Here is a 22,960-nt window from a genome sequence, read left to right as displayed (position 1 = left end):
CGAATACAAACTATCGGATGTGCTCTAGCTATGGCAAACAGGAAAGGACCGGGCTGGTTTTTGCCCGGTTTTTCTTATCCCACATATATCTGTCAGTAATTGTTCGATTGGTTCAAAGGCCTTTAATCATCCCCTTGTGGTACTAACAATCAGTGGGGAATAACAATACCCCCACTGATTGAAGTTTCACTTTATTGGATATGTATGTAATGATAAATAATATTAATTACATTAGATAGGTTAGTAAATAATGAGAATCAGACGTTTACAAAATCAGGTGGGTCTGGTTATAGAAGGCGCTAAAGTAGTGATTGCAGATAATGAGAAGAGTAACACATATGAGTGCAGTTACTAGGTTAGGTGTGTACAGAAAGCGCTGATCTCATATGTTCTAAATGTGAACATCAGCGATCTCTAAAGCAGAACCCTTTTTTCAGAGAAGTTTTATTTTATAATATAAAATTATTTGTATTTAAAGTATAATTACAGTACAAAGCTTTACTTAATTGTCTAGTAAAAAGGAAGGTAATTCATGACGGAAGAGAATATAACGCGGATACATATAGGAAATAAAGAATATATCTTAATTGGAACTGCCCATGTTTCTAAGCATAGTGCTGAACAGGTAAAGAATGTGATTGAAGCAGAAAAACCAGATGCTGTCTGTGTAGAATTAGATGAGCAGCGCTTCCAATCGGTTCAAGATGGTAATAGCTGGCGGGAAATGGATATATTTAAGGTAATTAAAGAAAAGAAGGCAACCTTATTATTAATGAATCTTGCGATATCTTCTTTTCAAAAACGAATGGCGAAACAGTTTGGTATTAATCCAGGTCAAGAAATGATTCAAGGCATTAAGTCTGCAGAGGAGAATGATGCAAAACTTGTGTTAGCAGATCGAAATATCCAGATTACCTTTTCGCGAATATGGCATAATATTGGATTAAAGGGAAAAGCAATATTATTAACGCAAGTGATAGCTAGTATCTTCAGTAGGGAGAGTATTTCCGAAGAAGAGTTAGAAAAAATGAAGACACAAGATACTATAAATACCATTTTGCAGGAGTTTACCGATACATTTCCTAAGTTAAAAGAGCCGTTAATCGATGAAAGGGATCAATATTTAGCGCAAAAAATTAAAGATGCCCCGGGTAATAAGGTCGTTGCTGTACTCGGCGCAGCTCATGTCCCAGGAATTAAAGAAGAGATTAAGCGGGAGCACAATTTGCAAAAACTAGCAGAAATTCCACCAAAGTCGAAGATTCCCAAGATTATTGGTTGGTCTATCCCTGTGCTTATTCTCGCTATCATTGCTTATACGTTTTTTGCGAATCCAGCAGCTGGGTGGGAACAAACGCTGAGCTGGGTGATTTGGAATGGAAGCTTGTCCGCAATTGGAGCTTTAATAGCATTTGGTCACCCGTTAACAATTCTTACTGCATTTTTGGTCGCTCCTCTTACTTCATTAAATCCATTGTTAGCAGCTGGTTGGTTTGCCGGCTTTGTTCAGGCCTATATTCGCAGGCCACATGTGCGGGATTTTGAAACACTTTCGGAGGATGTATTCACCGTTAAGGGCTTTTGGAGGAATAAAGTGACAAGAGTATTATTGATTGTGGTTCTTGCTAATTTAGGAAGCTCACTCGGGACTTTTATCGGTGGTGTAGATGTCATCCGTGTGTTTCTAGAGAACCTATAACAGCTTAATGCTGAAAAGGAGTTTGGGATCACAGTGGATAAGGAAGCACGTATTATCGATGATTTGATGGAGAAAATGATTAAAAAAGCAATGGAGCCAGGAGAAAAGCTCCCCTCAGAAAACCAGCTAGCAACTGCCTATCGTGTACCACGAATTACTGCCAGAAAAGCTCTTATGGTACTAGAAGAACGTGGTTATATATACTCTGTGCATGGGAAAGGACGTTTTTTAAAGGAGGCACCTATTCCCATTCAGCTACATTTAACGGGGAAGGTAAGCTTTACAGATAAAATGAGGCAAGCTGGCTACAATCTAACAACAAAGAATGCGTTTTGTAAGAAAATCGATTATGAAGAGAAAATATTCAAGATACTAAAGGCAACCAACCGAAATACCGTTTATCAAATAGGTAGACTTCGCTTGATTGATGATGAACCAATTGCCATTCACCAATCATTTGTAAACGAGTTGAAGTTCCCGCAAATTGCTGAAGATGGCCCTAAGATTAAGTCGATGTTTTCTTATTATCGAGAATTAGGCTATACACAATTTACGAGTAATCAAACATTGCTTAGTATTACGTTCCCTACTTTTTCTGAGCAGCAATTATTATCTTGTAGCAGTATGGTACCACTTATTATCGTGGAAAGTGACTGCTTGGATGTAGAGACAGGGGATGTCCTCGAGTATACGAAAATACTCTACCGGAGTGATAAATTTAAATACGATATTACGATGCAATAGGAACTAGTAACACTCCTTATTTATAGGATAGCCAATAAAAAACTAGATTCGTTTTACTTTACCTCTTTAGATAAACCAATATCTAAAGAGGTATTTTTATCCCATCTATTACTGGCAGTAAGACCCCCACTTTCAATTACTAATGAAATGGGAGATCGCCTGCCAGTAAATGTCTGATTGGTTCAAAGCAAAGACCTCTAGGTCATACCCTTGTGGTACTAACAATCAGAGGGTAATAAACAAAACCCCTACTGATTGAAGGTTCGGGATTTTTAAAATATGTCGTCTTACACATACGATAGGATGGTGAAAATGGATGAAAAACAGGAAAGTAAAGGTACGCTTTCGATGAAAGAGAAAGCAGTTTCGTTTTTACGACTCGTAGCATCAGGGAAAGTCAGGAAAGCGTATAGTAGTCACGTCGGTCCAGGCTTTTGCCATCACCCCCCTTATTTTCGTGGTGATGCTCATTCACTTATGTTAGCAATGGAGGAAAATGCAGCAGAGAATCCTGACAAGCTATTTGAGGCCAAACGTATTATTGGAGATAGCGAATTCGTTGCGGTTCATTCACTTGTCAAACAAAACAAGGATGACCTTGGAGGTGTTGTTGTTCATATTTTCCGTTTCCAGGATGACAAGATTGTTGAATTGTGGGATGTGGGTCAACCCATTCCAGAGGATTCCCCTAATGAGAATGGGGTGTTTTAAACTCCTGAAAATGTGTATACCAAACGCTCTTTTCATCAATTCGGTCTCCTATAATTCGGTAATCTTAAATAGAATTTAGCAAAGATATCTTTAAAAATAAAAACCAGCTAAACCTTCTTCTGTGAAGATAGCTGTTTTTTTGATGTGTGAAATTGTATATACGAAACATGCCGGGATTAAATAGTAAAAATTTAAAATATTGTAAATTTAGTGTAAATTAACAGCGATACGTCTTGTTTTTTATGTATAGCTCGTAGATAATGTGATTGTAATAAAACACCTTAACATTTAAATATAACTTATTTGAAATAAATTTACTACCTAAGGTTTTTATTTTTAAATTATATGTAATATTCAGATAATAAGTTATGGCTAATTTAGGAGGGCTCCATATGAAAATAATCTTAAAGAATATTTCCATGAAATTTGATGATGTAATTGCTGTAGACAAGCTTAATGTAACGATGGAGGAAGGTAGCCTAGTTTCTTTGCTAGGACCAAGTGGATGTGGAAAAAGTACTACCTTGTTCATGTTGGCTGGATTATACCAGCCTACTTCTGGCCAATTATTTTTTGGTGATCAGCTCGTCAATAACATCCCACCAGAAAAAAGAGAAATTGGTATGGTTTTTCAAAATTATGCACTATACCCACATATGACGGTGCTTAAAAATATTATGTTTCCTCTAAAAATGGAAAAGGTGCCAAAGAAGATTGCTATGGAAAAAGCTCGTGATATGGCGTCGCTCGTACATATAGATCACTTATTAGATCGAAAGCCTGGCCAATTGTCAGGAGGACAGCAGCAGCGCGTTGCCATCGCTCGTGCACTTGTAAAAAAACCGAAGTTACTCTTGTTGGACGAGCCATTATCTAATTTAGATGCTCGACTAAGGTTGGAAATGCGTGAAGAGATTAAACGTATTCAACAAGCCACAGGTATTACGACCATTTTTGTGACACATGATCAGGAAGAGGCGTTAAGCATTTCAGATAAAATTCTCTTGATGAAGAATGGCAGATTTCAACAGTTTAGTGGGCCACAAGATATTTATGATCATCCTAAAAACGAATTTGTCGCACAATTTCTCGGGAATCCACCTATTAATCTTTTACCAGCAACTCTCAGTGGAGATAGGTATACCGTTCAGCTCACGGAAACGGGAGAAGTTATTCAACTTCCATACCCAGTTTCAAAGGAAGTTAAGTTGAATGAATTATTGCTCGTTGGTATTCGACCTGAGGATTTATATATAGAAGTCGATGAAAACAAGCAGGGTATTGGAGGAAAGGTGCTTATAGTCGAACGAATTGGTAGGGATAACTTGGTAAGTTTCCTTATAGGTGAACGAAAGGTAAGAGCAATCGTTCCGCTGGATGCCTCCATTACACAAGGACAGCGGGTTAAATTCGGATTACATCCAAATCGCTTTCATATTTTTAGAGAAACAGATGGAGAGAATCTATTAACAGGAAAATCGCTTATAACCAGCCATCAGCATAGTGAGGAGGAAGTAGTTTGAATGAAAGTCCTACTATAAGAAAAACAATAAAAGCATTTTTCTATCTGCTTCCAGCATTGGCGGTGCTTATCGTATTTAACTTATATCCGATTATAAAGTCTTTTATCATGAGCTTTTATACGGATTACGACTATTTTAAAGACGAGGTATATGCTCGTGGGTTCGACAATTATCAGTATATCCTTCAAGATGATGAATTTTGGCGCTCTATGTATAACACGTTGATATATGTGATAGGGGTAGTACCGATTTCCATTCTATTATCATTAGGTATTGCTGTGATGCTAAACCAAAACATCCGTCTCAGAGGATTGTTCCGAACCATTTATTTTGTTCCGTTTGTTACCTCCGTTGTTGCAGTATCTATTGTTTGGCGATGGATTTTCCATACAGAATACGGCGTTTTGAATTATTTCTTAAGCTTTATTGGAATTGACGCGATTGAATGGCTAACAGATCCGCAGTGGGCAATGCCTTCATTAATTATTCTTGCAATTTGGAAGGGGCTCGGCTATAACATTATTATTTTTCTAGCAGGACTGCAAAATGTGAACAAGCAGTATTATTTAGCAGCACAGATAGATGGTGCTTCTAAATGGGAGAGATTTAAAAATATTACAGTACCACTAATCTCCCCGACGACCTTTTTTATTTCTATTATCTCGATTATCAATGCATTCAAGGTGTTTGATGAAGTGTTTGCACTGTTTGGCGGGCAGCCAGGTCCTGCTGGTAGTGCTCAAACCATTGTGTATTACATCTTCAATAGATTTTATGGGGATTGGGACTTTGGCGTTGCTTCTGCTGCCGCGTATATGTTGTTTTTGGTAATCTTTATCTTTACCTTCATCCAGCTATATGTTGGGAAGAAAAAGGTAAATTATTAATAGGGAGGATGCGAAGAAATGGTAAAGAAAGAAGCGATGTCTAAAGGATTTATTTATCTGTTACTAACGCTAGGTGCTTTATTAATGCTCCTTCCATTCGTCTGGATGATTAGTACTTCATTAAAGGCCTCTAATGAAGTTATGATTATGCCTCCACAATGGATTCCTGGAGATTTCCAGTGGGAGAATTATTCGAAAGCTTTTGAGGTTGCCCCATTTGCGCGCTATGCCTTTAATAGTTTTTTTGTATTGATTGCAAGTACGCTAGGTGAATTAATAACGACCATTTTGGCAGCCTATGCTTTTTCGAGAGTTCAATTTTATGGGAAAAATATCATTTTTGCCATACTACTAGGAACCATGATGGTTCCAGGAGAAGTACTATTGACACCAAATTTTGTTACGTTGGTAAACCTAGGTTGGATTGATCAATATGAAGCTTTAATTGTTCCATGGCTTGCAAGTATATTTTCGATTTTTTTATTACGTCAGTTCTTTCTTGGAATTCCCCAAGAACTTTCCTATGCTGCCAAAATTGACGGTTGCAGTGATTTCAAGTTTCTTTGGACAATCATGGTACCACTTGCAAAGCCTGCGCTAATAACCATTGTAATACTAAAAGCAATTGGTAGCTGGAACGCATTCCTTTGGCCATTAATTGTGACTAATTCAGAGGAAATGCGGACACTTCCAGTAGGCTTGACTGCTTTCAGTACAGAAACAGGTACTGTCTATGAATTATTAATGGCTGCTTCGACTATGATTATTCTGCCGATGATCATTTTATATATTATTTTGCAAAAGTACATTATTGAAGGGGTAGCAAAGGCTGGTTTAAAAGGATAAGTTCGACTATCGGTGTGATGGAACCTCGAGCTTTACGTTCTAAAGCAGGGGCGGGTAGGTAGGTGCTAATTGTTCAACTTACTTCTGTTAGAGGAATCAATGCTCTACAGAGTGACGTTTTTACAATATAAAATACATAATGATGGAGGGTATAATATGAAAAAGTTTTTATTCGTTTTGCTTGTAGGTCTAATCGCAATTAGCTTAGTAGCATGTGGGAATGCTGAGAAACCAAATGAGGACAAGAAAAAAGAAACGGCTTCTGTTCCAGAAGAGCTAACAGGTCCAGTAGAAATTGAATTTTGGCATGCTATGACAGGTGGTCTAGAGGAGACGTTAAAAACAATGACAGATGAATTTAATCAGTCTCAGGATAATATTACGGTAAAGCTTGTTAGCCAAGGATCGTACGATGATTTGTCAAAAAAATTAATGGCTTCTGCTAAAGCAGAAAACGCGCCCGTCATGGCACAGGCTTATGAAGACTGGATGACGCAGTACATTGAGAATGATTTAATCACTGACCTAACACCATATATGGAACATAAGCAGCATGGTTGGTCTAAAAATGAATTAAACGATATTGTTTCGGTTTTCCGTGAAGCGAATACATGGGAGGACAAGATGTATGGTGTCCCATTTAATAAGAGTACTGAAGTTCTTTACTACAATACAGACATGCTAACAGAAAAAAATCTAGAGATACCAGCAACTTGGGAAGGTTATCAGGCTGCAGCAAAAGCACTTACAACGAATAAAGACGGTAAGCAAGTGGTTGGATTAGGCTTTGAGAATTCAATAGGGCTATCCTTCCCAACGTATGTGCGCCAAGCAGGAGGCAAAACAATCGATGGTACAGTGGATGAAGTAACCTTCAATACTCCAGAAGCCAAAACAGCGCTTGAATTTTTAAATGGGATGATTGCAGAAGGTACTGCCAGGCTTGCTGGAGAAGATGGTTATATGTCGAGTCCATTTGGTCGGGGAGACGTTGCAATGTATGTAGGATCATCAGCTGGAATATCCTTTGTTGGTGCTGAAGCGGAAGGAAAGATCAACTGGTCGGTAGCACCATTACCTAAAGGTAAAGCAGCAGCAACGGCTTTTCAGGGTACCAATTTAGCTATATTTAATTCTGCAACCGACGAAGAAAAGCTTGCTGCTTGGGAGTATATGAAGTTTCTAACAAGTACGGAACAGACTGTTTTTTGGGCAAAATCCACTGGTTATGTGCCAGTACGTACGTCTGCATTAGAGACGGATGAATGGAAAAAGTATGTAGAGGAAAATCCAGCCTATGGAGTAGCAGCTTCCCAATTTGATGCTGGCTACTATGATCCCCATATCAAAGGGAAGTCTGGTATAAATGAAGCTTTGAATAAGGAGATCCAATCCGTATTATTACAAGAAAAGTCAATTGAAGATGGACTAAAGGACTTGCAAAAATCGGCACAGGATGCTGTAGATAAAGCAAATTAGTAGGTTTAAGCAAAAAGTGGAAACATTAAAAGTATATGGCAAGGTAGGAGCTGAACAGGCTCCTCCTTGAAATTATAAGAAGGTAGGCGAGTAGGTTGAAAGAAGCATGTAATCACACAAAAATCCGCTTTTGGGGAGGACTGCGTACGATTGGCGGTACAATTGTATCCATTGAATACAAAGAGAGTCGTGTAATTTTTGATTTTGGTTTAATCTTTAGTCCAGATACCAGTATGTTGGATGAGAAAATAGAAGAGCGATCAAGCAAGATCGTGAAGGATTACCTGAAACTCGGATTGATACCACCGATAGATGGTATCTATCAGGCTGAAGATCTCGAGGGATTAGCTGATCCTCTTCCAGAAGAACGGGACGCAAGGCATACAGCTGTGATTGTTTCTCATTTACATTTGGATCATATGGGAGGCGTGGGTATGCTGTCACCACAAATTCCTGTCTATTTCACAGAGGACTCCTTGAAATTGTATCGGTCATTGGAAGTAGTAGGGGAAGCCGTAAAGGGGCATAAACCAAGCCTTCGTGCTTGTACATATAATGAGACGTTTCAAATTGGCGAGATTTGTATTACGCCAATTCGGGTTGATCATGATGTCATAGGTGCCTGTGGTTTTCATGTGCAGACACCAGATGGAGCCGTATTTTACACCGGTGATTTTCGTCTTCATGGAAAAAATCCTCAATGGATGGAAACCGCGATCGAAAAAGTGAAGGACCGAGGCTTTGATGTACTCATCATGGAAGGAACAACATTACGGGGAATCGAAGAAAGGAAACAGCCAATTATTGCTGATCGAGCATTGCCTACGAGCTTAGTAAAGGAAGCTAGTATTGCTGGTCATATGATGGAAATCTTACAGGAGACAACCGGTCTCGGGTTATTTAATATCTATCACCGCAATATTGAACGTTTAAAAACAATGCTGGAAGTTGCCAATCTAGCTAAGCGAAAGCTTGTGTTTGAATTAGAAACAGCATATATAGCTGAACAATTTCTCGGCAAAAGGAATTTTTCAGTATATCTTCCAGCAAATACGAAGCATGAGAGCATCATAGGGACATTACCTGGTTGGAAGGAGGATTTAATGAGTCGCTATGAAACAGTGGAAGCAAGCGTTATTAACAGAAATCCATCGGCGTATTTATTACAAATGAGTTATGAAAATTCGTTAGAGCTATTTGATTTACATGTGAGTCAAGGAGTGTATCTTCACTCTAACGGTACACCTTTAGGAGATTACGATCCGGCTTATCATCATCTGATAAATTTATTGAATATGCTTGGTGTGCCAAGATTTTTAGCAGGTACTGGAGGGCATGCCATTCCGCAGCATTTAAAGTATGTATTGGAGAGGTTGAACCCAAAAACATTGATCCCGTTACATAGTTTTCATCCCGAACGACTCATTCCAGACCATGGTCGGCTAGTAATGCCTGAATATGGGTTAACGTATGTATTGAAAAATAATGAACTCTATAAATCTAACGGTTGAGACCGGGAATAGCATTAGTATTTCCGGTCTTTTTGTTTGTCTCGTTTTATCCCACATCTAACTGGCAGTTAGACCTCATCTAATTTGAAGCTTCACTTTATGTGAAAATAGTATCCTTTGGTATGCTGTTTTGTTATATGGACTAAAGGTCATCTGTCTTCGTTCGTTTACATGATAAAGGATTCCTTTACAAATTCTTTACGATATTTTAAAACACAGCAACTTGGCAACAAGTTACGATGGGTTTGTAAAGGAGGGTGCATGAAATGAAGAGGCGCAGAAGAACCGAAATTCTTATTCAAGATGATACAACATTGGCAAAGCAGCTCGCAGAAGGCCTTTTACAGAACTATACTTATCGGGAAATTGTCGCTCCGCACTACGGATTAACGATGGTTAAGATGCGAGAGTCGGCTAAGAACTCCTTATTCTATATTGGCGAAGTACTTGTAACAGAAGCAAAAGTAGAAATCAATCAGCATGTCGGCATTGGTGTTGTCCAGGGAATGGAAGACGAATTAGCATTACAGCTTGCCATTATCGATGCTGCTTACAATGCCAATTTACCGCAAACGAAGGAATGGCATGATTTACTTCTACAGGCAGAGGCCGAAATAACGATGAAAAAAGCTAAAAAACAGGCAGAACTATTTGAAACAAAGGTAAACTTTGAAACGATGGACAATTGAGTTGAAGCTAATAGGGAAGTCTCAAAAGGTACAGGTAGACACAACGACTAGAAGATACCAGACTCCTGGGAAAGAGTTATCGTACGGAACGAGTAGTTGTTGGCCGGTAGCAATCAGTGGCGGATAAACAAAACCCATACTGATTGAAGTTTCAGTTTATTCAAAATAGGGGATTAGGGGAGATTGTATGGCTATAGATCAAGTGCATGATTTACAGCAAGTATATAGGAAGATCTTGTATAGTATGTCTCGACCTGGTGACATTTCAATTCTTCGAGAACAGGCAGAGCAGGTGGATTATCAATTACCATGTTATGATGCTACTTTACTTAGCGCAATGGCTTTATTAGATGGAGAGGTTTCCTTTCATCTTATATCAGAAAAACAGCAGCAGGTTGGCGGAAAAATATCGGAATATACCTTAGCAAAGCAAGCACCTGCTGATAAGGCAGATTATATTATCGTTTTACAGGATGCAACGGAGCTATCCATCTTACAGGCGATCTATCAGTGTAAAATAGGTGATTTAATTGATCCCCAAAATTCCAGCACGTGGATCATCGAAACACCAAAACTTTCGAATACGGCTGAATTGAAATTAATGGGACCCGGTATTAAAAATGAGGTCAAGCTGTTTACGGGCATTTATACAAAAGCATGGCAAGCTCGTAAGGAACGAATAAATGAGTACCCCTTAGGCATCGATCTGATTATAACAGATGCGCAGGCACATATCGTTTGTATCCCTAGAACGACTACAGTTGAAATTACGGGGGTGGAATAAATGGGGTATGTAGCAGTTAAAGGTGGAACAAAGGCGATTGAGGCTTCGATTAAACGATTAACCTATGAGCGTTTAAAGGAAAGTGAGATTATTGAGGTTAAAACGATAATGGCAACAATGCGATCCCTAGTGGATCAAGTTATGTCGGAGAGTAGCTTGTATTCTCCCTTTCTAGCAGCATTATCCATCAAACAGGCTGAGGGAAGTATGGAAGAGGCCGTTTTTATTATGCGAGCACATCGATCAACCTTGCCTAGACTATATTACAGTCAAACCGTAGAATCGGAGTCAATGTTTGTTGAGCGTCGTATCTCTGCAAGCTTTAAAGATATTCCTGGGGGGCAATTGCTAGGAGCAACCACAGATTATACACATCGATTATTGGATTTTTCTTTATTGGATGAGCGTGTTAAGCAGAATGAAGAATGGGTAAAAGCTTATGAACGGGAGCTTGCAAACATAAAAGCTACGGATAAGGTTAGCTATTTCCCTAAAGTGGTGGAATATCTAAGAAAAGAAGGGTTATTTGATACCTATGAGGCTGATGATACGAAACCGGTTGATATCACGAAGGAAAACCTTCCATTCCCTGCTCCAAGAAGTGCAAGGCTGCAAGTATTAACTCGTGGTCAAACAGGAGCGGTAACTGCATTGGGATATGCATCTTTACGGGGATATGGGCAAGTACATCCAACCGTTGGAGAAGTACGTGTGGGCGCACTACCTGTCTATGTTGACCAGCCGAATGGTACAGGACAGAATCATGAAGATCCATATTATATTGGGGAAATTAAAGTTTCGGAAGTGGAGTCGTTTGTACCAGTATCAACGAAAAACCAAAAGAATGAAGCGGAATTGGAATTTGAAATCGGATATGGTGTTTGCTATGGCCAAAATGAAACGAAGGCAATTGCAATGAGTATTTTAGATCAATGCTTGGAGCATCCTGAATCCAATTTTCCTACACATGATGAAGAGTTTGTACTGCTACATATTGACTCTGTTGAGTCTACTGGCTTCATTTCACATTTGAAGCTACCACATTATGTGACCTTTCAGTCTAAGCTGGATAGTGTTCGTGAAGTGAAAAAGGAGGGGAAAGAGTAATGAAAACAATGACACACTTTGCCTTTTTCGATGAAGGTTCTAAAAAGGAGATTCGTCGCGCCACGTTAAAAGCAGTCGCTATTCCAGGCTATCAAGTCCCTTTTGCTTCGAGAGAAATGCCGATAGCAAGAGGCTGGGGGACAGGAGGACTTCAACTTACCCTATCCTTAATCGGCAAGACAGATATCGTAAAAGTAATTGATCAGGGGGCTGATGAATCCGTAAACGCTGTTAGCATTAAGAAGTTGGTGCAACAAACAACCAATGTAGCACTAACGGAGAACACAGAAGCAGCATCACTTATACAATCAAGGCACCGAATCCCGGAAGTACCATTAACGAAGGAGCAAATACTTGTATTGCAAGTACCAACTCCAGAACCACTTCGACAAGTGGAAGCTAGTGAATATATAACCAAAAGATTACATGCGGAAGATGAATATAGTGGAGCATGGCTGCTTTTGTTTGAACAAATTATGAAGTACGGAAAGACAGCAACAGGGGCGGATCATCCGGTTTATGTGAATGGGCGTTATGTAATGGCCCCTAGCCCAATTCCGAGGTTTGATAATCAGAAATTGCATTATTCTGAAGCTCTTATTCTTCTGGGTGCAGGGAGAGAGAAGAAAATTTATGCTGTCCCGCCATATACAGATGTAAATTCACTTGCGTTTGAGGATTATCCTTTTACAGTGGAATCCTTTGCCGATCATACATGTTATTTATGCGGTGCTGATGATGTGTTTCTCGATGAGCTAATCGATGAAACTTCTGGTAAGAGCTATTATCAATGTAATGATACAAGCTATTGTGTCGATCGGTTAAATTCACTGAAGGAAAAGGAGGCTGCACCCACTCATGCATGAACAACCAATCTTATGCGTTCGGAATTTAAATAAACAATTCGGTGGTGGTTGTCAGGATTGTAGAGAAACGTCCACTCGAAAACTAGAGAGAAATTATTGCTCTACATGTGGGACGGTATATGCTTGCCAGGATATATCCTTGGAATTATTCCCTGGTGAAATCCTTGGGATTGTAGGAGAAAGTGGCAGTGGAAAATCTACGATGATGCAGTGCTTATATTTTGATGAGCCAGTTACTTCCGGAGATGCATATATTCATGATGTTGAATTGGAAGGGCAGAATGTATTTAATCTGTCTTCACAAAAGAAACGATATATTCGTAATCATAAATACGGAATGGTCTATCAAAATCCGGTAAAAGGATTAAAAATGAATTTTTCTACCATAGGTAATATTGCAGAAAAACAAATTGCTGCAGGTAATCGTAACGTTACAACGATGGAGAGGACGGGTAGTGAGTTGTTAGAAAATGTCCATATCCCATTGTTTCGAGCGAAGGAGGAGCCACGTAATTTTTCCGGTGGTATGCAGCAGCGTGTTCAAATTGCAAAAGCACTTTCGAATAATCCGCCCATTCTATTTCTCGATGAAGTTACAACAGGTCTTGATTTGTCCGTTCAAGCAAATGTATTGGACTTGATTAAGAGGATTCAAAGAGAATCTGGAATTAGTATGATCGTTGTATCGCACGATCTAGCAGTTATTCGAATGCTGGCAGATCGCACAATTGTCATGCTGAACGGAGCCATCATTGAACAAGGGCTAACAGATCAGATTATGGAAGATCCACAACATGCGTACACGCAACGATTGGTTTACTCATTATTATAGGAGGGATAGCTACGGTGTATATTATTCATAATGGAAAAGTGATTACAGAAGAAACGATTTTAGAAGGATATGCTGTTGTTGTGGAAGGTGATCATATCCAAGCGATTATTCCTGAAGAAAGCATTAATGAATATAAAGCTGCAGACCACATAAACGCAAATGGTGGGTATATTTCACCTGGATTTATTGATATTCATTCTGATTATATTGAGACAATTGCTTCTCCACGGCCAACGAGTATGATGGATTTCCATATTAGCTTACGTGAGGCCGAAAAAATACTAATTAGTCATGGAATAACGACGATGTTCCACTCGCTTTCCTTCTATCGTGAGGATGTATTTACACATAAGCCAATGCGTTATCCAGAGAATGTGCAGCGCATGGTAGATGCTATTGCAGCTACTCATAATGAGCTTCATTTAATCCGCCATCGACTGCATGCGCGGTTTGAGATTGATAATGTTTCAGAAGTTGATCGACTGATTCAAAATATAAACGGTGATAAAGTCCATTTATTGTCTTTTATGGATCATACACCTGGGCAAGGACAGTATCGTGATTTAGAGGTATACAGACAAACCCTTCAGGGATATCGTGCATTATCAGATGATGATGTACAGACAATTATTTTAGAACGTCAAAATATGAAATGCTTGTCGATCGATCAAATAAAAGAAATAGCTGACATAGCTTTAGCAAAGGGAATAGCTGTAGCCTCGCATGATGACGATAATGTGGAGAAGCTGGATTTAGTAGCTTCATTTGGAACCACAATTAGCGAATTTCCAATAACCCTTGATATTGCCAAAAAGGCTAGAGAATTAGGGCTAAAGACAATTGCTGGAGCTCCTAATGTAATGCTTGGAGGTTCTCATTCTGGCAATCTATCTGCTGCTGAGGCAATTGCTGAAAACAGTATTGATATTCTTTGTAGTGACTATTATCCAGCAGCATTATTACATGCCATCTTTACATTAAGTGAGTCGTACAGCAATGATTTACACGAGATGTTTATGAAAGTCACGCTTAATCCTGCTAAAGCCGTACGCATGGATGGAGAGATCGGCTCTATTAAGGCTGGAAAGAAAGCAGACATTATCATCATTGAACGGATGGATGATGGGTATCCAATGCTGACAGCTACCATGGTAAATGGAGCGTTAATTACAACGACAAACTACCGTACCAATTAAAGACGTAGGAGTAAGGAGGAATGAGTCGATGGCATTATTAGAGGTTAAGAATTTCGGTAAGCAATTTACGATTCATCATCTGGGGAAAACGATGCAAGCTGTGGAGAACATTCATTTTTCTTTGGATAAAGGTGAATTTATAGGGATTGTTGGCAAAAGTGGGAGCGGCAAATCTACTATTTTAAAAAGTATCTACCGAACCTATCTGCCCGATACTGGAAATATAGTATATGATTCAAATCGGTTCGGAAAGATTGATTTAGCGAAGGTAACGGAGCGAGAAATGCTGTATTTGCGAAAGCATGAAATCGGCTATGTATCTCAGTTTTTGAATGTCATGCCTCGTACAACATCTAGACAGCTTATAGAAAAAGCGTTACTAGAAATGGAGGAACCAGTAACTATTGCCAAGACTGAGGCTGAGAAAGCATTAAAGCATTTTGAATTGGATCGAAAATTATGGGATACGTATCCCAATACGTTTTCAGGCGGAGAGAAGCTTCGATTAAATATTGCAATCGCAACAGTGAAGAAACCAAGGTTACTGCTACTTGATGAACCTACTGCAAGTTTAGATCAGCAATCAAAAGTGAAGGTACGTGAGATTATCGAGAAACTAAAAGCAGATGGTACTACATTAGTCGGTATTTTTCATGATATCGAATTTATGGATGGGCTTTGCGATAAGGTGTACGATATGAAATCTAGTCCTGTACCTCTACAGGAGGAAGGTGTTCTATGTGAAGGCTGATCTCCATGTTCATAGTACATACTCCGATGGGGCAGATTCTGTTTATGAAGTTCTACAAAAAGCAGCTAATCATGGGGTCAATTACGTAAGCTTTGTGGATCATGACAGTACGATGGGGCTGGGGGAAAAACAAGTGCTTGGTGCCGAACTAGGGATAAAAGTGATTCCTGGAATAGAAATATCAGCATATGATTTTAAGCGTAAACGAAAGGTTCATATCCTTGGTTATCATTACCATGAACAGGCTAAACATATTGAAGCACTTTGTCGGCCTGTACGAGAAAGGCGTAGAAAACATACTCTTTGGCAAATCGAGCAACTAAAGCGTGTAGGCTATCGATTGGATCAACAAGCTATTATTTCGTCGGCTCTACCTAGTCTAACAGTTTATAAACAACATGTTATGAATTATTTAACAAAATCTGCTTACACTTCTGAAGCATATCAACAACTATATCAAAGTCTGTTTAAAGGTAATGGACCTGCTTCTGGAGATATTGAGTATGTGGATGCGTTTGATGCGGTGAAAGCCATTGTAGCAGATGGTGGAATTGCAGTGGTTGCACATCCCGGCCAACTTCATTCGTATGATATCATTCCTGAACTAGTCGAGGTTGGGTTGGGTGGCATTGAAAGGAATCATCCAGATCATACGAAAGTAGATCATCAACATGTGGAAGAACTAGCTAACACATATCAACTCATAATGACAGGTGGAACAGATTATCACGGTGCATTTGGTACTCCAATCACTATAGGATCTATCGTTAGTCCTCAGATTCCGATTGAACGAACGGTTAATTATTAAGGATATGTAAACAAGCTTAAATAATAGTTAAAAAAATGTAAATATAAACTATTTTTAGATTATTTATGTTTCAATGATATAGGACAAATCAATAGAATCGTGAATGCTATCCCCCTGTTTCGTCTATTGGCTTGTCAGATAATCTATGGATGAGGAGCGTTAAGGATGAAAAAAACAATAACGAGGATTGCTGTTTTGCTTTTATTAGCTATTGCTGCGGTTGGTTGCTCGACAGGTAATGCCAACGGAGAGGCTGAAGTTGATGATGTGATTGATATTGTTTGGTATCCAAATGAATCTGGTGAGGATTTGAAATCATCTCGTGATGAAATTGGTAAGGTAATTGCAGACGCAACCGGAAAAGAAGTAGAGCATCACTTAACGACAGATTATGCCATTGCTATTGAGACTTTGGTGAATAATAATGCAGATGTTGCCTTCATGGGGGCACAGGGATACATTGAGGCCAATAAAAGTAATGACGCTATTCAACCTTTAGTTGTTCCTACAGGCCCATCAGGAACATTAGATGATGCGGTATACCATAGCTGGTTAGCGGTAAACATTGATGATCAGGAGAATTACAAAAAGGATGGAGAATTTTCACTTGATACCATTGCTGACAAAAAGTTTTCCTTTGTATCAAACAGTTCTACCTCAGGATTTAAAGTACCTTCTTCAAGTATATTAGCACATTTCACTGAACAGGATGAATATGCAGATTTAACGGAAGAAGATCTAATGGAAGCTGGTCCACTGTTCTCTCAAGTATTGTTTGGGAATTCTCATCAGGGATCTGCGGTGAATTTATTATCGGGTAATGCAGATGTTGCTGCATTTTGTGATACATGTGTAGAAAATTACGTGGAGGTTGCGGAAGGTGAAGAAAATACAGTAGGTTCTGTTTATCGCGTGAAGGACGATGCTGCAGAACCATTTAATAAGGTAACAGGTAGCGAATTTACACTAATGAGTGTAACCCCAGTATTAAATGCGCCCTTTGCTGCAAATATGGATACGTTAGGTGAAGAAGATTATAAAAAATTACAAGAGGTTCTAACCTCAGATGAAGTTGCGAATAACCAAGGAATTTTTGTACCAGAGGATTCGGAAGACTCCGCATTATTCTTCAAATCCGATAAGGAACGATTCGCGCCAGTAGAGGATGCTTGGTTTGATCCAATACGTGAAATTTCGAAGTAAAATTGGTGGATAGATGATGGTTGAAAGAGTATGCACCTTTTTCTGGGCATACTCTTCATTTTACAAATAGAAGGGAGAAGCTATCATGTCATTGTTGCAAGTAGTTGGTCTTGGGAAATCGTACGATACAGAAACAAAGGTATTAGAGAATGTGAATTTTGATATAGAAGCTGGTGAGTTTGTATCCATCATTGGTCCTTCAGGAGCTGGAAAATCAACATTGCTTCGATGTATCAATCGGATGGTGACAATTAGTGAAGGAAATGTCCTATTCGATGGTGCTAATGTGGGAACTCTTGGAAAGAAACAGTTACGACGACTACGGACAAATATTGGGATGGTATTTCAACATTATAATTTAGTACCTCGTTTAACCGTAATTGAAAATGTCCTTCACGGTCGCTTTGGATATAAAACAACATTGCAGGGGTTCTTAGGTAGATTCACGGAACAAGAAAAAAAGCGTGCCTTTTATCTTCTGCAAAAGCTAGGCATTGAAGAGCATGCTTATAAGCGCTGTGACCAACTAAGTGGAGGGCAGCAGCAACGAGTGGGAATCGCCCGCGCGCTTATTCAAGATCCAAAGCTTGTACTATGTGATGAACCAATAGCTTCACTTGATCCGAATGCTTCCAAGGTTATTATGGACCATCTGAAATCAATTACGTCCGAGCTGGGTATTACCTGTATGGTGAATTTGCATCAAGTGGAAGTAGCTCAACAATATTCGGATCGCATTATTGGTCTAAATCAAGGGAAAGTTGTATTCGACGGTTCCAATCACCAATTAACAGATGATCGAATTAATCGTATTTATGGAACACAAACAAGAGAATTAATTACGGTGTGAGGAGAAATCGACTGTGAATCAAAAAGTGATGCAAAAACGAAAATGGCAATCTACTTTGTTTCTATTAATTATTATAGCTGTCACGTATCTTTCAGCTGTCATAACTAACTTTAATTTTGTGGATGGCTTAGCCGCTTTTCCTGCCGCTATCGGCTGGATCATCTCCAATTTGTTAATTACACAAGAGTCATTGGAACGACTGCCAACCATTCTAGAAAAGCTAAACGAGACCGTATTCATGTCTATTGCAGCAACCACAACAGCTGCAGTTATATCGATATTTTTAGGATTAATGGGATCTAAAACAACAAGCTTGAACGGAATATTAAGTGTAGTGGCTCGATTCATTGCATCTGTTTCAAGAAATATCCCCGTTGTTGCATGGGCGCTGATTTTGCTTCTGTCATTTGGACAAAATTCGGTAACGGGTTATTTAGCTTTGTTTGTCGGGACGGTCGGTTTCTTAACTCGAGCTTTTATCGAATCCATTGATGAAGCTAGTCAAAGCTCTGTTGAAGCATTGACGGCTACTGGAGCGACGTATTTTCATATTGTCAATAAAGCGGTCATTCCACAATGCTTGCCTCAGATGATTAGCTGGATTCTATTCATGATCGAAACCAATATTAGAAGTGCAACACTGGTAGGTATTCTAACTGGTACGGGAATAGGCTATACCTTTGATATGTATTATAAGTCGATGAACTACAATGCGGTAGCGCTTGTGACATTTAGTATTGTCATCGCAGTGATCATCATTGAACTAATCTCAAATTATATACGGAAGGTGATTTTGTAATGGAAACTATAACAAAGCCAACGTATATGAAGCGAAAAAAAGATGGCAGTATTTCTCTTAAATCTGGTAGTAAGTCAGAGCGAGTAATGCGCTGGACAATAATTTTATTTATTCTATTGACGATTGTAGGCTTTCTATTCTTTGATTATACGGGTCTGCATCTAACTACTGCCATTACAGAGACGGCATATAATTTGAAAGTAATGTTTCTAGAGCCTGCCTTAAATCACTTTAGTTGGGGAGAAGCACTTTATCAAATAGGGATTACACTTGGGTTAGCAGTTCTTTCAACCGTGCTTGGAGCAGTTATTGCTCTCTTTCTTTCGTTGATGGCGGCTACAAATCTGTCCAAAGAGTGGATTGCTAAAATTGTTCGGATTATCGTTGCCTTTATTCGAGCAGTGCCCACCGTTCTCTGGGTCTTGATTTTTGCAATTGCAGCAGGATTAGGTAGTGAAGCTGCGGTCCTTGGTATGCTCTTTCATTCCATTGCTTATCTTGTAAAAGCTTTTTCCGAAGCATTTGAAGAAGTAGATAAAGGAATACTGGAAGCATTGCGAGCTACCGGGTCGAATTGGTGGCATGTAGTAATGCATGGTGTGCTTCCTTCCACATTTACATATTTATTATCATGGACGTTTTTACGTTTTGAGATTAACTTTTCAGTTGCTGTAGCGATGGGAGCTGCTGCTGGTGCAGGTGGTATTGGGTTTGAGTTATTTATGGCCTCCGGTTTTTATTTTGACTTGAGTGAGGTTGGATTTATTACGTATGCTATTCTTCTCATAGCCATTATTTTAGAAGTATTATCGACGCGGCTGAAAAAAAGATATTTTCCTGCTTCTGTACGTCACTAAATAATTTTAATGTAGCATCATCAAGCTTGGCGGTCTTCCAAAATGGGAATGACTGCCGAGCTTTTTTTGTTTTAGCCTAGGAAATGCCCAAGTGGATAAATAGGGGCGTGTTGAACCGCGTCCATCACCAGCGCCCAGAAACGGGGCGACTTCACGAATCGCCCTAATCTAAGTCATTTCGGCTCGTAAGCTCACCGTGATTTCCTTATCTCCGTTGACTCGCTCTAAACGCTACGTTTCTATTCGGGCGTTTGCGCTTTTGTTCAATGATCCATCTGACTTTCTTTTTGTATGACTTGGATAAAAGCGTTGAACAAATGCGTATTAGCTATACGCGGTGTCTTTGTTAAAGATAACCGGAATCATCAAGTAGACATACGCATATAGTGTAATTAAACCGCGACCTTGATGGAGGGATCTAATGAATATATTAAACAAGGTGAAAAGTTATCGTGAAGAAGAGCAGAAGCTACAGTGGGAAGGGACGTTCGCGGAATATCTGGAGATCATTAAAGAAAGGCCAGAGGTGGCTCAAACTGCTCATTCACGGATTTATAATATGATTAAGTGCTCTGGTTTAACTGAAAAAGACGGTAAGAAGATGTATGATTTTTTTGGTGAAGAGATTTTCGGGCTTGAAGAAGCGATTGAAAGATTGGTAGAAGAGTATTTTCATCCTGCAGCTAAACGTCTAGATGTACGTAAGCGTATTTTATTATTAATGGGGCCTGTAAGTGGTGGGAAATCGACTATCGTTACTATGTTAAAGCGTGGCTTAGAAAGCTATTCTCGAACCGATGAAGGAGCTGTCTATGCCATTAAAGGTTGCCCTATGCATGAAGATCCACTGCATTTAATACCACATCATTTAAGGGAAGAATTTGCAGAGGAGTATGGGATACGTATTGAGGGCAGTTTATCTCCGCTAAACACGATGCGATTAGAGAAGGAATATGATGGAAAGATTGAAGACGTACGTGTGGAACGCATTTTTCTTTCTGAAGATAAACGGGTAGGGATTGGTACGTTTAGTCCGTCTGATCCGAAATCACAGGATATAGCTGATCTAACTGGTAGTATTGATTTTTCCACAATTGCCGAATATGGTTCCGAATCAGATCCTCGTGCCTATCGGTTCGACGGGGAATTAAATAAGGCCAATCGAGGAATGATGGAATTTCAAGAAATGTTGAAGTGTGATGAGAAGTTCTTATGGCATTTACTATCACTTACACAGGAGGGAAATTTTAAAGCGGGCAGGTTTGCGTTAATTAGTGCAGATGAATTAATTGTTGCGCATACGAATGAAGCAGAGTACCGCTCATTTATTTCAAATAAAAAGAACGAAGCATTGCATTCTAGAATTATTGTGATGCCAATACCGTATAATCTGCAAGTTACGCAGGAAGAAAGAATCTATAAAAAGATGATTAAGGAAAGTGATATGGCACATGTGCATATTGCTCCACATGCTTTAAAAGTAGCGGCTATCTTCTCTATTCTGACTCGCTTGGAGGATTCTAATAAACAAGGAGTCGATATCGTAAAAAAGATGCGGCTGTATGACGGGGAGAGTGTTGAAGGCTTTAATCAGATGGATGTAGAGCAATTGAAGAAGGAATCTCCAGTAGAGGGGATGAATGGGATTGATCCACGTTATGTGATTAATCGTATTTCTTCGGCAATCATTCGTAAAGAGGTACCAGCAATCAATGCTCTTGATGTTTTACGTTCCCTAAAGGAAGGATTAAGCCAGCATGCTTCTATATCTCAAGAAGATAAAGAAACATATATGAATTATATTTCCATTGCCAGGAAAGAGTATGACGAGATCGCCAAGAAAGAAGTACAGAAGGCGTTTGTGTATTCCTATGAGGAGTCAGCCAAGACATTAATGGATAATTATTTGGATAATGTAGAGGCATATTGTAATAAGAATAAGCTGCGTGATCCGCTCACTGGGGAAGAAATGAATCCGGATGAGAAGCTAATGCGGTCGATTGAAGAACAAATTGGTATATCAGAAAATGCAAAGAAAGCGTTTCGTGAGGAGATTCTTATTCGGATTTCTGCATTTGCTAGGAAAGGAAAACGCTTTGACTATAATTCACATGAACGTTTACGTGAAGCAATTCAGAAAAAGCTGTTTGCGGATTTGAAAGATGTTGTAAAAATAACAACCTCTTCAAAAACACCAGACGAGTCACAATTGAAAAAGATTAATGAGGTCATTGCCAGATTGGTCGATGAATATGGATATAATTCTGTTTCTGCAAATGAGCTGCTTCGCTATGTTGGCAGTTTATTGAATAGATAGTGTTGCTACAACCTAAATAGGTATAGACCTTACTAATTAAGAGACGAAAACAAAAGAATGAAGGAACAACCAAAAAACGAAAAGATAATTAATTTGAATTAATTATCTTTTCGTTTTTTAATAGAACAATTCATTTAGATCCTGAAATAAGCGAGACTCCGGCGGGAACAGCACGAGTCCGAAGATCCACGTGGTAACGTGTTTTTCTTTATCAAGTTAGCTGAGGCCGTGCCCGGGAAGTGAGTATATTTTCACGGTGCGGCGATGATACTCCTATTGATAACCTGATTATTCGTATTTTGAGTAAAGAAGTGTTTTGTCCCAACCTTGTTACGGTCTAAGAAATTAAAAAATTATCCCATGCGGATATCAATATGGGCGTGTTGAGATGCGTCCAGCTCCAGCGCAGAGAAACGGAGGCGACTTCACGAATCACCCTAATCTAAGTCATCATCGGCTCGCAAGCACACCGTGATTCCTTTATCTCCGTTGACTCGCTCA

At 39.2% G+C, this 22,960-nt stretch carries 21 protein-coding genes; all 21 read left to right on the top strand.

What is annotated here, in order from left to right:
- The first annotated feature begins 532 nt into the window (after positions 1–532).
- The 21 genes from Q1A47_RS09825 to Q1A47_RS09725 all read left to right on the top strand — a co-directional run bounded on the left by Q1A47_RS09825 (position 533) and on the right by Q1A47_RS09725 (position 22,459).
- A complete protein-coding gene (locus tag Q1A47_RS09825) occupies positions 533–1,699 on the top strand; it encodes a TraB/GumN family protein (protein WP_121604100.1) in 1,167 nt (388 codons plus the stop codon).
- A gap of 33 nt (positions 1,700–1,732) precedes the next feature.
- The gene (locus Q1A47_RS09820; protein WP_318279724.1) at positions 1,733–2,443 is read left to right on the top strand and encodes a GntR family transcriptional regulator; all 711 of its coding nucleotides are present in this window, start codon (positions 1,733–1,735) and stop codon (positions 2,441–2,443) included.
- A gap of 312 nt (positions 2,444–2,755) precedes the next feature.
- Positions 2,756–3,154 (top strand): polyketide cyclase, encoded by a 399-nt coding sequence (locus Q1A47_RS09815; RefSeq protein WP_026681891.1) that lies wholly within the window; start codon positions 2,756–2,758, stop codon positions 3,152–3,154.
- Between the two features lie 392 nt (positions 3,155–3,546).
- On the top strand, positions 3,547–4,677 hold the full coding sequence (locus Q1A47_RS09810; RefSeq protein WP_166529893.1) for an ABC transporter ATP-binding protein: 1,131 nt from the start codon (positions 3,547–3,549) through the stop codon (positions 4,675–4,677).
- The gene (locus Q1A47_RS09805; RefSeq protein ID WP_026681890.1) at positions 4,674–5,564 is read left to right on the top strand and encodes a carbohydrate ABC transporter permease; all 891 of its coding nucleotides are present in this window, start codon (positions 4,674–4,676) and stop codon (positions 5,562–5,564) included. The genes Q1A47_RS09810 and Q1A47_RS09805 overlap by 4 nt, the downstream gene beginning before the upstream one ends.
- Positions 5,565–5,582: 18 nt before the next feature.
- Positions 5,583–6,410 carry a carbohydrate ABC transporter permease gene (locus Q1A47_RS09800; RefSeq protein WP_026681889.1) on the top strand — a complete coding sequence of 276 codons (828 nt, stop codon included), beginning with the start codon at positions 5,583–5,585 and terminating at the stop codon, positions 6,408–6,410.
- A 156-nt stretch (positions 6,411–6,566) separates the two neighbouring features.
- Entirely contained in the window at positions 6,567–7,889 is a 1,323-nt protein-coding gene (locus Q1A47_RS09795) for an ABC transporter substrate-binding protein (protein ID WP_026681888.1), read from the top strand.
- A 95-nt stretch (positions 7,890–7,984) separates the two neighbouring features.
- Positions 7,985–9,400 (top strand): MBL fold metallo-hydrolase, encoded by a 1,416-nt coding sequence (locus Q1A47_RS09790; protein ID WP_166529894.1) that lies wholly within the window; start codon positions 7,985–7,987, stop codon positions 9,398–9,400.
- Between the two features lie 266 nt (positions 9,401–9,666).
- On the top strand, positions 9,667–10,089 hold the full coding sequence (gene phnG / locus Q1A47_RS09785) for a phosphonate C-P lyase system protein PhnG (RefSeq protein ID WP_026681886.1): 423 nt from the start codon (positions 9,667–9,669) through the stop codon (positions 10,087–10,089).
- A gap of 187 nt (positions 10,090–10,276) precedes the next feature.
- A complete protein-coding gene (phnH, locus tag Q1A47_RS09780; protein WP_026681885.1) occupies positions 10,277–10,873 on the top strand; it encodes a phosphonate C-P lyase system protein PhnH in 597 nt (198 codons plus the stop codon).
- Positions 10,874–11,980, top strand: a complete 1,107-nt coding sequence (locus Q1A47_RS09775; protein ID WP_026681884.1) for a carbon-phosphorus lyase complex subunit PhnI — start codon at positions 10,874–10,876, stop codon at positions 11,978–11,980.
- Complete coding sequence (locus Q1A47_RS09770; RefSeq protein ID WP_121604092.1) at positions 11,980–12,846, top strand: alpha-D-ribose 1-methylphosphonate 5-phosphate C-P-lyase PhnJ; 867 nt, start codon at positions 11,980–11,982, stop codon at positions 12,844–12,846. The genes Q1A47_RS09775 and Q1A47_RS09770 overlap by 1 nt, the downstream gene beginning before the upstream one ends.
- Complete coding sequence (locus Q1A47_RS09765; RefSeq protein WP_166529895.1) at positions 12,839–13,678, top strand: ATP-binding cassette domain-containing protein; 840 nt, start codon at positions 12,839–12,841, stop codon at positions 13,676–13,678. The genes Q1A47_RS09770 and Q1A47_RS09765 overlap by 8 nt, the downstream gene beginning before the upstream one ends.
- A 14-nt stretch (positions 13,679–13,692) precedes the next feature.
- Positions 13,693–14,874, top strand: coding sequence for a phosphonate metabolism protein PhnM (gene phnM / locus Q1A47_RS09760; RefSeq protein ID WP_166529896.1), 1,182 nt, complete (start codon positions 13,693–13,695; stop codon positions 14,872–14,874).
- A gap of 28 nt (positions 14,875–14,902) precedes the next feature.
- On the top strand, positions 14,903–15,625 hold the full coding sequence (gene phnL / locus Q1A47_RS09755) for a phosphonate C-P lyase system protein PhnL (protein WP_166529897.1): 723 nt from the start codon (positions 14,903–14,905) through the stop codon (positions 15,623–15,625).
- The gene (locus Q1A47_RS09750; protein ID WP_166529898.1) at positions 15,615–16,433 is read left to right on the top strand and encodes a PHP domain-containing protein; all 819 of its coding nucleotides are present in this window, start codon (positions 15,615–15,617) and stop codon (positions 16,431–16,433) included. Before phnL ends, Q1A47_RS09750 begins: the two co-directional genes overlap by 11 nt.
- A gap of 165 nt (positions 16,434–16,598) precedes the next feature.
- Positions 16,599–17,636, top strand: a complete 1,038-nt coding sequence (locus Q1A47_RS09745) for a PhnD/SsuA/transferrin family substrate-binding protein (RefSeq protein WP_166529899.1) — start codon at positions 16,599–16,601, stop codon at positions 17,634–17,636.
- A gap of 85 nt (positions 17,637–17,721) precedes the next feature.
- Complete coding sequence (gene phnC / locus Q1A47_RS09740) at positions 17,722–18,486, top strand: phosphonate ABC transporter ATP-binding protein (RefSeq protein ID WP_166529900.1); 765 nt, start codon at positions 17,722–17,724, stop codon at positions 18,484–18,486.
- Positions 18,487–18,499: 13 nt separating this feature from the next.
- Entirely contained in the window at positions 18,500–19,285 is a 786-nt protein-coding gene (phnE, locus tag Q1A47_RS09735) for a phosphonate ABC transporter, permease protein PhnE (protein WP_166529901.1), read from the top strand.
- The gene (locus tag Q1A47_RS09730) at positions 19,285–20,142 is read left to right on the top strand and encodes an ABC transporter permease subunit (RefSeq protein WP_166529902.1); all 858 of its coding nucleotides are present in this window, start codon (positions 19,285–19,287) and stop codon (positions 20,140–20,142) included. Before phnE ends, Q1A47_RS09730 begins: the two co-directional genes overlap by 1 nt.
- Positions 20,143–20,563: 421 nt before the next feature.
- Complete coding sequence (locus tag Q1A47_RS09725; protein ID WP_166529903.1) at positions 20,564–22,459, top strand: PrkA family serine protein kinase; 1,896 nt, start codon at positions 20,564–20,566, stop codon at positions 22,457–22,459.
- Positions 22,460–22,960: the final 501 nt, after the last annotated feature.

Origin of the sequence: uncultured Virgibacillus sp., assembly GCF_947495635.1 — a bacterium.
GTDB classification, from domain to species: domain Bacteria; phylum Bacillota; class Bacilli; order Bacillales; family Amphibacillaceae; genus Virgibacillus; species Virgibacillus salarius.
Note: the sequence above shows the minus strand (reverse complement) of the source record. Positions and strands in the feature narration are given on the sequence as shown.

Coding starts and splice junctions, on each gene's coding strand:
- Q1A47_RS09825 (WP_121604100.1), top strand. CDS start 533: ATGACGGAAGAGAATATAACGCGGATACATATAGGAAATAAAGAATAT.
- Q1A47_RS09815 (WP_026681891.1), top strand. CDS start 2,756: ATGGATGAAAAACAGGAAAGTAAAGGTACGCTTTCGATGAAAGAGAAA.
- Q1A47_RS09810 (WP_166529893.1), top strand. CDS start 3,547: ATGAAAATAATCTTAAAGAATATTTCCATGAAATTTGATGATGTAATT.
- Q1A47_RS09800 (WP_026681889.1), top strand. CDS start 5,583: ATGGTAAAGAAAGAAGCGATGTCTAAAGGATTTATTTATCTGTTACTA.
- Q1A47_RS09795 (WP_026681888.1), top strand. CDS start 6,567: ATGAAAAAGTTTTTATTCGTTTTGCTTGTAGGTCTAATCGCAATTAGC.
- phnG (WP_026681886.1), top strand. CDS start 9,667: ATGAAGAGGCGCAGAAGAACCGAAATTCTTATTCAAGATGATACAACA.
- phnH (WP_026681885.1), top strand. CDS start 10,277: ATGGCTATAGATCAAGTGCATGATTTACAGCAAGTATATAGGAAGATC.
- Q1A47_RS09775 (WP_026681884.1), top strand. CDS start 10,874: ATGGGGTATGTAGCAGTTAAAGGTGGAACAAAGGCGATTGAGGCTTCG.
- Q1A47_RS09770 (WP_121604092.1), top strand. CDS start 11,980: ATGAAAACAATGACACACTTTGCCTTTTTCGATGAAGGTTCTAAAAAG.
- Q1A47_RS09765 (WP_166529895.1), top strand. CDS start 12,839: ATGCATGAACAACCAATCTTATGCGTTCGGAATTTAAATAAACAATTC.
- phnL (WP_166529897.1), top strand. CDS start 14,903: ATGGCATTATTAGAGGTTAAGAATTTCGGTAAGCAATTTACGATTCAT.
- Q1A47_RS09745 (WP_166529899.1), top strand. CDS start 16,599: ATGAAAAAAACAATAACGAGGATTGCTGTTTTGCTTTTATTAGCTATT.
- phnC (WP_166529900.1), top strand. CDS start 17,722: ATGTCATTGTTGCAAGTAGTTGGTCTTGGGAAATCGTACGATACAGAA.
- Q1A47_RS09730 (WP_166529902.1), top strand. CDS start 19,285: ATGGAAACTATAACAAAGCCAACGTATATGAAGCGAAAAAAAGATGGC.
- Q1A47_RS09725 (WP_166529903.1), top strand. CDS start 20,564: ATGAATATATTAAACAAGGTGAAAAGTTATCGTGAAGAAGAGCAGAAG.